The sequence below is a fragment of the Streptomyces sp. NPDC002076 genome, from assembly GCF_053593835.1.
Genome location: NZ_JBSFDI010000012.1, coordinates 253,042 through 266,746, shown reverse-complemented (window position 1 = coordinate 266,746; position 13,705 = coordinate 253,042). Strand labels below are relative to the sequence as shown.

10 protein-coding genes are annotated in these 13,705 nt (G+C 70.2%); 6 read left to right on the top strand and 4 right to left on the bottom strand.

Translation table 11 applies throughout. The annotated features are described in order from the left end of the window. The first annotated feature begins 64 nt into the window (after positions 1–64). From ACWCQS_RS25930 to ACWCQS_RS25920, 3 genes are all read left to right on the top strand, one after another. Complete coding sequence (locus ACWCQS_RS25930; RefSeq protein ID WP_451006654.1) at positions 65–820, top strand: TIGR03089 family protein; 756 nt, start codon at positions 65–67, stop codon at positions 818–820. A gap of 137 nt (positions 821–957) precedes the next feature. Beyond that, the gene (locus tag ACWCQS_RS25925) at positions 958–2,139 is read left to right on the top strand and encodes an LCP family protein (protein ID WP_451006653.1); all 1,182 of its coding nucleotides are present in this window, start codon (positions 958–960) and stop codon (positions 2,137–2,139) included. A gap of 231 nt (positions 2,140–2,370) precedes the next feature. Continuing rightward, positions 2,371–4,131, top strand: coding sequence for an LCP family glycopolymer transferase (locus ACWCQS_RS25920; RefSeq protein WP_451006652.1), 1,761 nt, complete (start codon positions 2,371–2,373; stop codon positions 4,129–4,131). Positions 4,132–4,248: 117 nt separating this feature from the next. Here ACWCQS_RS25920 and ACWCQS_RS25915 read toward each other — a convergent pair whose 3' ends face one another. Further along, the gene (locus ACWCQS_RS25915; RefSeq protein ID WP_451006651.1) at positions 4,249–5,277 is read right to left on the bottom strand and encodes a glycosyltransferase family 2 protein; all 1,029 of its coding nucleotides are present in this window, start codon (positions 5,275–5,277) and stop codon (positions 4,249–4,251) included. Between the two features lie 128 nt (positions 5,278–5,405). Here ACWCQS_RS25915 and ACWCQS_RS25910 point away from each other — a divergent pair, with 128 nt between their 5' ends. Continuing rightward, positions 5,406–6,923 (top strand): LCP family protein, encoded by a 1,518-nt coding sequence (locus tag ACWCQS_RS25910; protein WP_451006650.1) that lies wholly within the window; start codon positions 5,406–5,408, stop codon positions 6,921–6,923. Between the two features lies 1 nt (position 6,924). On the opposite strand, the gene ACWCQS_RS25905 is transcribed toward ACWCQS_RS25910, so the two are convergent. Together ACWCQS_RS25905 and ACWCQS_RS25900 are read right to left on the bottom strand one after the other, a co-directional pair. Beyond that, positions 6,925–8,613, bottom strand: coding sequence for an LCP family protein (locus tag ACWCQS_RS25905; RefSeq protein ID WP_451006649.1), 1,689 nt, complete (start codon positions 8,611–8,613; stop codon positions 6,925–6,927). An 89-nt stretch (positions 8,614–8,702) separates the two neighbouring features. Further along, on the bottom strand, positions 8,703–9,263 hold the full coding sequence (locus tag ACWCQS_RS25900) for an acyl-CoA thioesterase (RefSeq protein ID WP_388631812.1): 561 nt from the start codon (positions 9,261–9,263) through the stop codon (positions 8,703–8,705). 119 nt (positions 9,264–9,382) lie between these two features. On the opposite strand from ACWCQS_RS25900, the gene ACWCQS_RS25895 reads away from it, so the two are divergent. Together ACWCQS_RS25895 and ACWCQS_RS25890 are read left to right on the top strand one after the other, a co-directional pair. Beyond that, entirely contained in the window at positions 9,383–10,705 is a 1,323-nt protein-coding gene (locus ACWCQS_RS25895; RefSeq protein ID WP_451006648.1) for an LCP family protein, read from the top strand. A 620-nt stretch (positions 10,706–11,325) separates the two neighbouring features. Next, the gene (locus ACWCQS_RS25890; protein WP_451006647.1) at positions 11,326–12,951 is read left to right on the top strand and encodes an LCP family protein; all 1,626 of its coding nucleotides are present in this window, start codon (positions 11,326–11,328) and stop codon (positions 12,949–12,951) included. A gap of 111 nt (positions 12,952–13,062) precedes the next feature. Here ACWCQS_RS25890 and ACWCQS_RS25885 read toward each other — a convergent pair whose 3' ends face one another. After that, the gene (locus ACWCQS_RS25885) at positions 13,063–13,533 is read right to left on the bottom strand and encodes a DUF2690 domain-containing protein (protein ID WP_451006646.1); all 471 of its coding nucleotides are present in this window, start codon (positions 13,531–13,533) and stop codon (positions 13,063–13,065) included. Positions 13,534–13,705 lie beyond the last annotated feature (172 nt).

Genomic DNA, 13,705 nt, shown 5'->3' with positions numbered 1-13,705 from the left:
GTTCCGCCGAACCGGTGGCCCCACCGCACGCTGCGCACGTCCGCCCGCGCGTACCCTTTCCCGGGTGAACGCCACCGATCGCACCCCTGCCGACCTGCTGGCTTCCGCGCTCGCCGCGGACCCCGGCCGCCCGCTGGTGACCTTCTACGACGACGCCACGGGCGAACGCGTCGAACTGTCCGTGGCCACCTTCGCCAATTGGGTGGCCAAGACCGCGAATCTGCTTCAGGGAGACCTCGCCGCCGGGCCGGGCGACCGTGTCGCCCTGCTGTTGCCGGCGCACTGGCAGACGGCGGTGTGGCTGCTGGCCTGTTCCTCGGTGGGGGTGGTGGCGGATCTCGGCGGGGATCCGGCCGCGGCGGACGTCGTCGTCAGCGGGCCGGATGCGCTGGACGCGGCGCGGGCGTGCGGCGGGGAGCGCGTGGCGCTCGCGCTACGGCCGCTCGGCGGGCGTTTTCCCCAGACCCCGGCCGGGTTCGCCGACTACGCCGTGGAAGTGCCGGGGCAGGGGGACCGGTTCGTGCCGTTCGCCCCGGTGGATGCGGAGGATCCCGCGCTGATCGTCGCGGGGGCGGAGTTCAGCGGGGCCGAGGTTGTCGAGCGGGCGCTCGCGGATGCGCCTTCCTTCGATCTGACGGGGCCTGGATCGAGGTTGTTGTCCGGGCTGTCGTACGACACCTGGGAAGGGGTCAGCGCGGGGCTGTACGCGCCGCTGGCCGCCGGAGGGTCCGTGGTGCTGTGCCGGCATCTGGACCGGCTGGACGAAGAGGCTCTCGCCAAGCGCATCGAGAGTGAGCGGGTGACGGCGGTGCGCCGCTGAAAAGCGCTGTTCCCCGCGTCCCCGGGCAGTCACGGTTCCCCCGATCGGCCTAGTAAAGGGCGCTTCCCCCACCCTCCCCCGCCATGGTCGTAAGAGCAGGACGTGACGCTCGTACGCCGTGAAAGGGTGCCCCACCCGTGACCGACACCGTTGGCAAGCCCCTCGGTCCCGGTCTGGGGGCCTCCGCCACCGGCACAGGGCTCCTACGGCGGCATCGGCGGCGGTGGGTGAAGGCGACGGCGCTCGGTGTGGCCGCGCTCGCCGTGGCGGGCGTCGGGGCCGGCTGGGCCGTCTACGCCAAGCTCAGCAACAACATCACCGCCGATGACGCGGCCGCCCGCGAACTGGAGCGGTACGAGCGGGAGCGGCCCACGGAGCTGGTGCGGGGCGCGCAGAACATCCTGCTGATCGGGTCGGACACGCGGGCCGGGGAAGGGAACTCCGCGTACGGGCGGGATCTGGGCAGCGAGCGGTCGGACACCACGATCCTGCTGCATCTGGCCGCGGACCGGCGCAGCGCCACCGCCGTGTCCCTGCCGAGGGATCTGATGGTGGACATCCCCGGCTGCCGGCAGCAGGACGGCAGCCGCAGCGAGCCGGTGTTCGCGATGTTCAACCATGCCTTCCAGGTGGGCGGTTCGGCGTGCACGATACGGACCGTCGAGAAGCTGACGAACATTCGGATCGACCATCACGTGGTCGTGGACTTCAGCGGGTTCAAGAAGATGGTGGACGCCGTCGACGGGGTGCAGGTCTGCCTGAAGGAGCCCATCGACGACAAGGCGGCCCTGTTGAAGCTGCCCGCGGGCAAGGTCAGGCTCAACGGGGAGCAGGCGCTGGGGTTCGTGCGGGCCCGCAAGTCGCTGGGCGACGGAAGCGACACCGAACGGATGGAACGCCAGCAGCGGTTCCTCGGCGCGCTGGTGGACAAGATGCAGAGCAACGACGTTCTGCTGAACCCGGTGAAGCTGTATCCGGTGCTGGACGCGGCGACCTCCGCGCTGACCACGGACCCGGAACTGGCCAGTCTGCGTGGCTTGTACCAGTTGGTGCGCGGGCTGCGCGACATCCCCGCCGAACGGGTGCAGTTCCTGACCGTGCCGAGGGAGTCGTACATCTACGACAGCAACCGTGATCAACTCGTGGAGCCGGCGGCCGAGAAGCTGTTCGCGCGGCTGCGGGCCGATCAGCCCGTGGCGGTGGCCCAGGAGACACCGCAGGAGGCCACGGGGACGGACGGCGAGCCCGACAGCAAGAGCGACCCGTCCCCCGCGCCGACGTTCCGCGGGAACACCGCCGCCGAACACACCTGTGAGTAATGCGCACATCAAGACGCCGAACTTCCGTCCGGGAAATGAGGCGGATTGCCCAGTTGTAGGCACGGGGAATTTGTCAGCGGCGTCGCTTGACGCTGAACTGGGCGGATAGTGTGAGCGATCCGGTGCACCTGGCCGCGAGGTCCGACCTGGGGTCGTGCACTGTTTCACCGAGACCCGAGCGTCTTTGAGGGGGAAGGCGCCGCGTGGCCCCGACGGAGGATTCAGACAACCGTGGACGCGCAAGGCCGTGGGCGGGCGGACAATATCGATCCCGCCGACCAGTGGGTGCTCAATCCGAACACCGGTGAATACGAACTGCGACTGGGCACTTCCGCACCGCAGTCACCGGTTCCCGGTCCCCGTAGACCCGCCCCCCGGGACGGCGCCGGCGCGCCGCGCCGCCGTAACGAATCGGCGCCCGGCGGGACCCGTGAGCCGCGCCAGGTGCGCGGCAATGACGTACCGCCGCCGCGGTCGGCCCGGCGCCGGGTCGGTGAGCCGGAGCCTCCGCAGGGGCGCAGGGCCGCCCGGCGTCCGGTGAAGAAGAAGTCGAGGGTGAAGAAGGTGCTGGCGTGGACCGCCGGCGGGACGGCCTTCATGCTGGTCGCCATCGGCACCGCCGGCTATCTCTACCTCAAGCACCTCGAGGGCAACGTCACCACGACGGACGTCGGCAGCGCGGGCAAGAGCGGCTTCAGCAAGGACGACGCCTTCAACATACTGATCATCGGCACCGACAAGCGGACCGGGAAGGGCAACACGGGCTACGGCGACGCCAACAGCGTCGGGCACGCGGACACCAACATCCTGCTGCACGTCTCCAAGGACCGGACGAACGCCACCGCGCTGAGCATTCCGCGCGACCTGATCGTGAACGTGCCGGACTGCCCGACCAAGCAGGCCGACGGCTCGACCAAGGTCATCCCCGGCTCCGACAACGTCCGCTTCAACACCAGCCTCGGCCAGCAGGGCCGCGACCCCGGCTGCACCATGCGCACGGTCGACCAGCTCACCGGCATCACGGTCGACCACTTCATGATGGTGGACTTCAACGCGGTGAAGACGCTGACGACCGCGGTCGGCGGCGTCGACGTCTGCCTGGCGCACGCCGTGAACGACTCGGACTCGCATCTGAAGCTGCCCGCGGGCAAGCACAACATCCAGGGCGAGCAGGCGCTGGCCTTCGTCCGCACCCGGCACAGCTGGGGCAACCACGGCGATCTGGACCGCATCAAGGTCCAGCAGCAGTTCATGTCCTCGCTGATGCGCAAGATGTCCTCCAGCGACACCCTCTCCAGCCCGACCAAGCTGATCAGTCTGGCGGAGGCGGCCACGAAGGCGCTGACCGTCGACAAGGGCATCGGTTCGGTGAGCACGCTCAAGGACGTGGCGCTGGAGCTGAAGAAGGTGCCGACGAAGAACATCTCCTTCGTGACCGTGCCCGTGCTCGACAACCCGGCCGACGGCACGGTCCACAAGACGGTCATCGTCAACCCGAGTGCCGCCCCGCAGGTCTTCGACGCGATCAAGAACGACGTCTCCTTCACCGAGGTGAAGAAGAAGCAGAAGGAGGCGAAGGACGCGCAGGCCGCGCTCCTGAAGGGCAGCAGGTCCGCGCCCTCCGACGTGCGGGTGCGGGTCCTCAACGGCGGTGCGGTCGGCGGCAGCGCGCAGGAGACCCTCGACTGGCTCCAGACCAAGGAGGGCGTGCTCAAGTCCGAGAACGCGGGCAACGCACCGGCCGAACTGAGCAAGACCACGCTGGAGTACGCCCCGGACCAGGCGGCGCAGGCACGGGAGCTGGCCCACCTCATGGGCCTGCCGGGCTCCGCGCTCAAGCCCGGCAAGAGCGTGATCAACTCGCAGGGTCTGCCCGCGATGACGCTCACCCTGGGCAAGGACTTCAAGGGCGCGGGCGTGTCCCTCACCGCTCCGGTCAAGGCGCCGACGGTCGACAAGTCGACGGCGAACGAGGTCAAGTGCGCCAGCTAGGCACTCGGGCACCCCGGCGGGCCGTGCGTCGGCGCGGTACGCCGACGGCATGAAAGAGCGGCATGAAAGAGCCAGTGCCCTTCCCGCGGGAAGGGCACTGGCCGTTTCGTGCGAAGGTCAGTTGGCGGCGAGAACCGCCGGCCGCCGTGACGCGATGACCTTGCGCGCCAGCGACTTCGGGCTCGTCAGAAAGCCCCAGCCCCACGACATGTGCATGGTGGCCAGGGCCACCGGGATCTGCAGCCGGGCCTTCGCGGACAGCCCCTTGCCCGCCGGGACCGAGCCCGCGACGATCGCCGCCAGATAGCCGCCGGGGACGACGAGGGCCCACGGGGTGAGCACCGCGCCGACGACGACGCCGGCCGCGATCGCGCAGAGGGCCGTCGGCGGGGCGAGGTAGCGCAGGTTGATGGAGCCGGAGTGGTAGCGGGCCACGACGTGCCGCCAGCGGCCGTAGTCCTTGTACTGCTTGGCGAGGGCCCGGACGGAGGGCCGCGGGCGGTACGAGACCTTGAGCTCGGGCGAGAACCAGATCAGGCCGCCCGCCTCACGGATGCGGAAGTTCAGCTCCCAGTCCTGGGCGCGGATGAACTCCTCGTTGTAGCCGCCCTGCTGCTCCAGGGCCTCGCGGCGGAAGACACCGAGGTAGACGGTCTCGGCGGGCCCGGCCTCGCCGCCCGTGTGGAAGGCGGCGTTGCCGACCCCGATCTTCGAGGTCATCGCGGCGGCGACCGCGTGCTCCCAGTCGTTCTCGCCCTCGGCGTGCATGATGCCGCCGACGTTCTGCGCGCCGGTCTCCTCCAGGAGCCGGACCGCGGTGGCGATGTAGTTCGGCGAGAGCATGCCGTGGCCGTCGACGCGGACCACGATCGGGTGCCGGGAGGCCTTGATCGCCGCGTTCAGCGCCGCGGGGGTGCGGCCGGTCGGGTTCGGGACGGTGTGCACACGCGCGTCCTCCGCCACGAGCTGGGCCGCGATCTCGTCCGTGCGGTCCGTGGACGGACCGAGGGCGATCACGACCTCCATCTCGCCGGCGTACTCCTGCGCGAGGATCGCTTGGACGGCCCCGCGCAGATGCCGCTCCTCGTTGAGGACCGGCATGATCACGGAAACAGCGGGGAGCCGCACGTCGGGCTTGGCGTTCATAGGGGGCTCACGTTACCGCGAACGGGGGACACCGGTGCGCGCCGCCGGGGCGTGGGGCCGGGCTGGAGATCGTACCGGCCTACCGTGCTCACGGATCCCACGTACGGCGTCGTCCGGAGGTGTCCCCCTTGGCAAGCCCGCCCCGGTCCCCCGCGCGTCCGCAGCGCCGACCGCAGCCGCCCCGCCGTGTGCCGCGACCGCAGGAGCGGCCCGTGCGGTCGGTACGGCCGCCACGGCGGCCTCGCTGGGCCATGCGGGCGGTGAGCACGCTGTCCGTCGTCGTGCTCGCCTCCGCCGGGATCGGGCATGCGGTGATCAGCAGCCTGGACGCGGGGATCTCCCGGGTCGACGCCTTCAAGGACATGAAGAACCGGCCGCTCGCGGGCCACGGCATGAACATCCTGCTGGTCGGCACCGATGGCCGCGACAAGATCACCGAGCGGGAGCGGCGGGCGTACCGGCTGGGCGGGGCGCCCTGCCACTGCACGGACACGATGATGATCGTGCACATCTCGGAGAACCGGAAGCGGGCCACCGTGGTGAGCCTGCCGCGTGACTCCTACGCCGAGGTGCCCGCGAGCGCCGACCCGGCGACCGGGAAGCAGCGCCCGGCGCATCCGATCAAGCTCAACGCCGCCTACTCCGAGGGCGGCCCACAGCTGACCGTCCGCACGGTCGAGAGCATGACCCATGTGAAGATCGACCACTATCTGGAGGTCGACTTCACCAGCTTCATGAAGACGGTGGACGTCCTCGGCGGGGTGACCGTGTGCACGCCGACCCCGCTGAAGGACGCGTACAGCGGGCTCGACCTCAGCCCCGGCACGCACACCCTGAACGGCGGGCAGGCGCTGCAGTACGTGCGGGCCCGGCACGTCGACGCGACGAGCGACCTGGGCCGGATGAAGCGGCAGCAGCGGTTCCTGGCCGCGCTGATCGAGCGGGCCGCCTCCTCCGGGATGCTGCTGGACCCGATGCGGTTCCGGGACGTGACCCGCGCGGTGCTCGGCTCGGTCCGCGCCGACGAGGGCTTCGGCACCGACGAGCTGCTCGACCTGGGCCGGGCCATGCGGAACTTCTCCCCCTCCTCCTCCGAGTTCACCACCGTGCCCATCGGGCAGGTCAACTACGGCGTCAAGGGCATCGGCTCGACCCTGAAGTGGGACCAGGCCAAGGCGGACCAGCTGTTCGCCGCCCTGCGCGACGACAAGCCGCTCACCGTGGCCCCGGCGCCGCCCCCGCCCCCGCACCGCGCTCGGGCGCACGTGCCGCCTCCTGCCACCATCGACGTGGACCCCGGGCAGGTCCGGGTGCAGGTGGCGAACGGCACGGGCACCGCCGGCCTCGGCAAACGCCTCGACGCGGCGCTCGCGGCGACCGGCTTCGCCGCGACGCACCAGCCGGTGACGGCCGCCCGTGTGCCGCACACCGTCATCTCCTACGACCCCCGCTGGGACCGCTCGGCCCGCGCCCTGGCTGCCGCCCTGCCGGGGGCCGGACTGCGCGCCGTACCGGGCCAGGGCCCGCTGCTGAAGGTGGTCGCCGGGGCGGACTTCAAGGACGTGCACCGGGTGCACTTCGAGGACCCCGCCCAGCCGCAGCAGACAACCGTGCGCGGCAGCGAGGTGGTGTGCTCGGGCGTCTAGCTCACGAGGCGCACTTGACCTGGTCGGCCGTGTGGGTCGGAACGGACGGGGGCTTGGCGGGACCGGTGAGGGGGGTGCCCGCGCCCCGGAAGTCGGCGCCGAGCCGCAGCACGATCGCCGGGAGTCCCTGGTCGTTGGTCTCGCTCCGGCCCGGTTTCAGCGCGGTGGCCGGCAGCCCCATGAGGTCGGCCAGCTCGCGTGCCTGGGCGGCCTGGGCGGGGGCGTACTCCAAGGTGGTCCTCGGCTGGTGCGTGCCGCTGTTGCCGAGCTGGGCGGACTTGGTCACGCCCTTCTCGGTCTGCAGCCAGGACAGGGCCGCCTGGGCGGAGCCGCCGGGGGCGCCGGCGTTGTAGAGGTCGACCCGGACCTCGCCGGGCGCCGAGCGCGGGCCCTCGAGCCGGCCGGCCTCCTGCGCCTTGTGCTGCTTCTTCACCTCGGTGAAGGAGGCGTCGTCGCCGATCATGGCGAAGATCTGCCGGGCGGGCCCCTCCTGTACGAGGACGGTCTTGTGGACCGGGCCGTCGGCGGGGTTGTCCCGGACCGGCAGGGTGACGAAGGTGATGTTCTTCGGCGGCACCTTCTTCAGTTCCAGGGCCACGTCCTTGAGCGTGGTGATGTGCCCGATGCCCTTGTCCACCGTGAGCGCCTTGGTCGCCGTCTCGGCCAGGTCGAGCAGTCTGCCCGGGCTGGTGAGCGTGGAGTCGGACTTCATCTTGCGGAACAGCGCTCCGAGGAACTGCTGCTGGACCTTGATGCGGTCCAGGTCGCCGAAGTTGCCCCAGCTGTAGCGGGTGCGGACGAAGGCCAGGGCCTGCTCGCCCTGGATCTTCGACGGCCCGGCGGGCAGGTCCAGGTGGGACTTCTTGTCCTTGACGGCGTGCGCGAGGCAGACGTCGACCCCGCCGACGGCCGTGGTCAGCGTCTTCACGGCGTTGAAGTCGGCCATCATGAAGTGGTCGATCTTCATGCCCCCGGCGAGCTGCTCCACGGTGCGGACCGTGCAGCCGGGGTCGCGGCTCAGCTGGCCGAGGCTGGTGTTGAAGCGGACGCCCTGAGCGCCCGGGATGGTCCGCAGCGAGCCGTCCGGCTGTCTGGTCGGGCAGTCCGGTACGTCCGTGATCAGGTCCCGGGGGATGCTGAGCGCGGTCGCGTTCGTCCGGTCCTGGGAGACGTGCAGCAGGATGTTGGTGTCCGCGTGCCCGACGCTGTTGGCGTCGCCGTAGCCGGAGTCACCCTTGCCCTGCCGTTTGTCGGTGCCGATCACCAGGATGTTGAACGCCTTGTCCTTGCTGAAGGAGTCGCTGGTGGCGCCTGCGGTGTCGGTGGTCGTGATGTTGCTGTCGAGGTGCTTGAGGTAGAGATAGCCGCCGACGGCACCGGCGACGACGACGAAGGCGAGCGTGCCGCTGGTCCACAGCAGAACCCTTTTTCCGGTGGACTTCCGGCCGGCCTTCTTTCCGGTCCCGCGCCGGGCACGGCCGTCGGCACGGCTGCCGGCTCGGCCCGCCGCGGGGCGAGTGCCGGGCACCCGGGACTCGCCCGCGGCATCCGGTGCCGACCGGGGCCCGGGCACGTCCGGCCGGCCGGCGGACGGGGCCGGCCGCAGCTCGTACTCGCCCGTGTGCGGGTTGCGCACCCACTGGTCCGCGGGGTCGATGCCGTCGCCGTGATCCAGGCCTGATGTGTCCACGCCATCACAATATCCACACAGATCACCGGCAGCGGACGGCCGTGACCTTTCCCACTCTCGTACAACCCCCCTGAAGAGGACGGGAGTTGCTAGTCCTCGAAGCCCTCGGCCGCACGCTTCTCGCGCAGCTCGCGAATGGCCCGGCGGCGGGCCAGACGGTGGGTGCGACGGATCTGGGCCTCCTGGTAGCGGCGGCGGTCCCGGTCGGTCTCGGGGATCACCGGCGGCACCCGGCGCGGCTTGCCGTCGGCGTCGACGGCCGCGAAGACCAGATAGGCGGAGCCGACCTGAGTGGGCGGGGCCGACTCGTTCCAGCGCTCGGCGAGGACCCGGACGCCGACCTCCATGGAGGTGCGGCCGGTCCAGTTCACCTGTGCCTTCACATGGACCAGATCACCGACGCGGACCGGCTCCAGGAAGGCCATCTCGTCCATGGAGGCCGTGACGGCGGGACCGCCGGAGTGCCGGCCCGCCACGGCGCCCGCCGCGTCGTCGACCAGCTTCATGATCACGCCGCCGTGCACCGTCCCCAGCAGGTTGGTGTCGTTATGGGTCATGATGTGGCTGAGGGTGGTGCGCGAGGCGGATGTCGGCTTGCCCGGGATATCCGGCTCGATGTCCGGTTCCGCGTCCGTGGCCTGGTCTGTCATGCCCTCCACCTTATGCCGAAGTGACAATCGCGGATTTTGTGTCGGCTTCGCAACAGCGGCGCTGTTATTTTCCGACAGCCCTTGTAAGCCTCACACCGAGGCCCTGCACACTGGGGCGCATGAATGACTGGCCCGAGGGATGGTCCGACGACAACCGCGGCCCGCGCTATGGACGCGGCAGTGCCGGCGCGCAGCCGGAGAACGCCCGCGTGATGCGTCAGGTGCGGCGCGGCCCGGCGGTACCGCCCGGGCAGCGCTCCTACGGCGACCCCGGCCCCGCGGCGCCGCCGTACGGGGCCGGAGTCCCGCAGCAGCCGTCGTACGTCGACGGCCAGGGGTACGACGACGGCGCCGGTTACGACAGCGGCTACAACACCGGGCAGGTGTACGGCGGCGGTGGGCGGCCCGGCGGCTTCGTGCCCAACGACAACGACGCGGACCCGGAACTCGACCGCTACCGGCCGCGCCCGAACTGGCGGCGCCGGATCAAGTGGACCGTGATCACGCTGGCGACCGTGCTGGTCGTCACATCCGTCGCGACCTACTTCTGGGCCGACTCCAAGCTGCGCCGCGAGGTCGACCTGTCCAAGGTCATCGACCGGCCGGCGTCGGGCGCCGGCACCAACTACCTGATCGTCGGCTCGGACAGCCGTGAGGGCATGTCCAAGGCGGACGAGAAGAAGCTGCACACCGGCGCCGCCGAGGGCAAGCGCACGGACTCGATGATGATCCTGCACGTCGGCGACAACGGCGACACGCTGATCTCGCTGCCGCGCGACTCGAACGTCACGATCCCGTCGTTCCGGGGCTCCACGTCCGGCAAGATCCGCCCCGCCATGGGACAGAACAAGCTGAACGCGGCGTACGCGTACGACGGCCCGACGCTGCTGGTCCGCACGATCGAGTACAACACCGGTCTGCACATCGACCACTACGTCGAGATCGGCTTCCAGGGCTTCGCCAACATCGTGGACGCGGTCGGCGGTGTCGAGATCAACATCGACAAGGGCTTCAAGGACAAGTGGTCCGGCGCCGACTTCAAGGCCGGCAAGCAGACGCTGAACGGCCAGCAGGCCCTCGCCTTCGTCCGCACCCGGCACGCGTTCGCCGCCTCCGACCTGCAGCGCACCAAGAACCAGCAGAAGTTCCTGTCGGCCCTGGCCCACCAGGTGGCCACGCCGGGAACGGTCCTGAACCCCTTCAAGTTCTACCCGACCATGGGCGCGGGTCTGGACTCCCTGATCGTCGACAAGGACATGTCTCTGTGGGACCTGGGCTCGATGTTCTGGGCGATGAAGGGCGTCCAGGGCGGTGACGGCACGTCCATGAACATGCCGATCTCCGGCTCCGCCGGCGGCAACCTCGTCTGGGACAAGGCCAAGGTCAAGACGCTGGTGAACGAGCTGAACAACGACCAGAAGGTCACCGTCTCCGGCAACTAGCTCCTCGCCCACGGCGGGGTAAAGCATCGATCAAGGCGCGCTGTCCATTCCCCAGATACCGGACGAATCGACCGGTTGTGCGAGCCCCGGGGTTTGTCAACGCAGTGTCCAGCCGCTGAACTGTGCGGATAGTGTGTGCGATCCGGCGCGGAACGACCGCGCCGTCGTACGCCGTTCGACCGACTGTATCGAGGGGCTTGGGGGGCGACTCGTCGCGCGGCCCGGCGGAGGACGAAGCGACCGTGGACACACAAGGCCGTGGACGGGGTGACGGCATCGCCGCGTCGGCCCGGCGGAACACCGTGGCGACCGGCACGGCCCGGGCGACGCACCCTCCCGTCCCCATGGGACAGGTGCGTGAACTCGCCGCGCTCCCGGGCCTTTCGGCGTCCGCCGCCGAAGTCACACGCGCCTCGTGACGCAAGGGCCCGGTTCTGCGTCTAACTGAGCGCGGCGGCGCCACGGCACGGGCCGGGGCCGGCCCCGCGCTTCGGACTGTGCCCGGTCACCGCGGCACACGACCGACACACAAACGACAAGGGCGCCGTACGCCTCCGTGGAGGGCGGTGGGCGCGCAACGAAGCCGCGGTGTAAGGGTGCCGAGGGCGGGAGGGCAGGAGATGACACGCAGCAGCGTGGACCAGGAGGGGGCGGTACCGCGTGCTCGGCACACCGGTGAAACCGATGTGGAGGGCGAGCCGGAGGGCGGGCGCCATGACCGTCGGCGCAACCGTGGCCACAGAGTTCGCACGGAGCCCGGATCACCGCGCCCCAAACGCCGGATACTGCGCTGGTCGGCGTTGACCCTGGCGGTGGTCATACTCGGCACCGCCGGCGCGGGTTACCTCTACTACGAGCACCTCAACGCCAACATCCAGAAGGACAAGCTGAACCTGGGCGACTCGGACGTGCCCAAGGCGACCCCGAACGCGGCCGGCCAGACGCCGCTGAACGTCCTGCTGATCGGCTCGGACAGCCGGAACAGCGCGAAGGACCTCCAACTCGGCGGGTCCAAGGGGGATGTGGGCCGCGCGGGCCTCGCGGACGTGCAGATGCTGGTGCATGTGTCGGCCGACCGCACCAACATGTCCGTGGTCAGCCTGCCCCGCGACACGATGATCCCGATCCCCAGGTGCACCGACCCGCACGACGGCCACAAGTACCCGGCGCTCTCCCTGGCCATGGCGAACGAGTCGCTGGCCCGCGGCGGCCCCGGCTGCACCGTCGCCACCTGGCAGAGCCTCACCAACATCCACATCGACCACTTCATGATGGTCGACTTCTCCGGCGTGGTCGACATGGCGGACGCCATCGGCGGCGTCCCGGTCTGTGTCAAGCAGAACGTCTGGTCGCACACCTCCGACGGGCACGGCTCCGGCCTGAAGCTGAAGGCGGGGACGACGTACGTCAAGGGCGAGCAGGCCCTGCAGTGGCTGCGCACCCGCTACGGCTTCGAGGACGGCAGCGACCTCGGCCGTACCCACGCGCAGCACATGTACATGAGCGCGATGGTGCGCCAGTTGCGCAAGAACGCGACGCTGACCAACCCCGGCGCGATGCGCAGTCTGGCGGAGACCGCGACGAAGGCCCTCAAGGTCGACGAAGGCCTGGGGACGATCGCGAAGCTGTACGACCTGTCCGAGGAGTTCAAGAAGGTCCCCACCAAGCGCATCACGATGACGACGCTGCCGACCGTGCAGTGGTCGCAGAACCATGCCCGGCTCGTGCCCGCGCCCGAGGACGCCGACCAGCTCATCTCCATGGTCCGCGACGACACCCCGCTGGACGGACGCGGAGTGAAGCACAAGACCGAGGAGCAGCCGAAGACTCCCACGGACCCGGACGGCAAGATCGCGGTGCAGGTCCGCAACGGCACCGGATCGAACGACGAGGCGCCCACGCCCCAGCGGGCGAGCGGGGTCGTCCAGATCCTGGAGGGCAAGGGCTTCACCCAGGCCAAGGCGGACACCACGCCGGCCTCGGAGGCCAGGACCACCCTGCTGTATCCCAGCGCCGACCTCGCAGGGGACGCCGAGGCGGTGGCCAAGGCGCTCGGGATCCCGCTCAAGCAGGTGCGCAAGTCGACCGATGTCTCCGGCGTCACGCTGGTCGTGGGCGCCGACTGGCGCACCGGCACCGCGTACAAGGCGCCCACCGAGCCGACCAAGGCGCCGTCCACGGCGGCCGTGCTCCCCGGCGACAAGAAGGACGCGTGCATGACCGTCCAGCAGGGCTTCACCTGGTGAGGAAGGCGCGGTGACCGGGCAGCCCCGGTCACCGCACAGGCCGCGCGTACGACGACGGGGCCGCGACTCCGCGAGGAGTTGCGGCCCCGTGGGCGTGGTGCGCGGCGGTGATCAGTACGCGGCGGTACGGATCTGCATCTCACCGCTGACGCTGTCCATGTAGCCCGTGGCGTGGGACGTCATGCCCTTGTCGTACACCTGCGGGGTGTAGCACTGGGTCTGGCCCTGCGTGATGGTGCAGCTGTAGGTGCGTCCGTCGTTGTTGCGGGTGACGGTCGCGACCGAGCAGGCGTACCCGGCGGAGGCGTTTCCGCACGCGCGCTGCGGGTTGTTGAGGGTGAGCCGGGCCCAGGCCGTGTGACAGGTCAGGCTGTAGCGCAGCTCGATGGTGCCGTGGGTGCCGGCGCTGTTCGTCATCGGCGCGGACTCGACCGTGGTCCCGTCGTTGGCGCAGCCGGTGGACGCCGGGCTGGTGCCGTCGTTGGTGTACGCCTGCGCGCCACCGGTGGCGGCGATGACCGACAGGGCGACGCCGCCGAACACGACGGCGGTGCGGGCTAGGGCTCGCTTCTTCAGGTTCATGACTTTCTCCTGCGCATGCCGGGAGGCCGACCGGCGCATCGTCAGAAGCCTGACGGCCAGCCGCAGTTGGGAAGGCTGTGGTGCTGAGAGCCGCGGTGGTCAGCTTCCGTGGTCGCGCAGCCTGCGCCCGGTCATCGCGTATCCCCCGTCAGTCTCCACAGATCGATCACAG

Bases quoted from the DNA above. Each gene is read 5' to 3' on its own strand.
- ACWCQS_RS25915 (WP_451006651.1), bottom strand. From the start codon at position 5,277: ATGAACGCCAAGCCCGACGTGCGGCTCCCCGCTGTTTCCGTGATCATG.
- ACWCQS_RS25900 (WP_388631812.1), bottom strand. From the start codon at position 9,263: ATGACAGACCAGGCCACGGACGCGGAACCGGACATCGAGCCGGATATC.
- ACWCQS_RS25895 (WP_451006648.1), top strand. From the start codon at position 9,383: ATGAATGACTGGCCCGAGGGATGGTCCGACGACAACCGCGGCCCGCGC.
- ACWCQS_RS25890 (WP_451006647.1), top strand. From the start codon at position 11,326: ATGACACGCAGCAGCGTGGACCAGGAGGGGGCGGTACCGCGTGCTCGG.
- ACWCQS_RS25885 (WP_451006646.1), bottom strand. From the start codon at position 13,533: ATGAACCTGAAGAAGCGAGCCCTAGCCCGCACCGCCGTCGTGTTCGGC.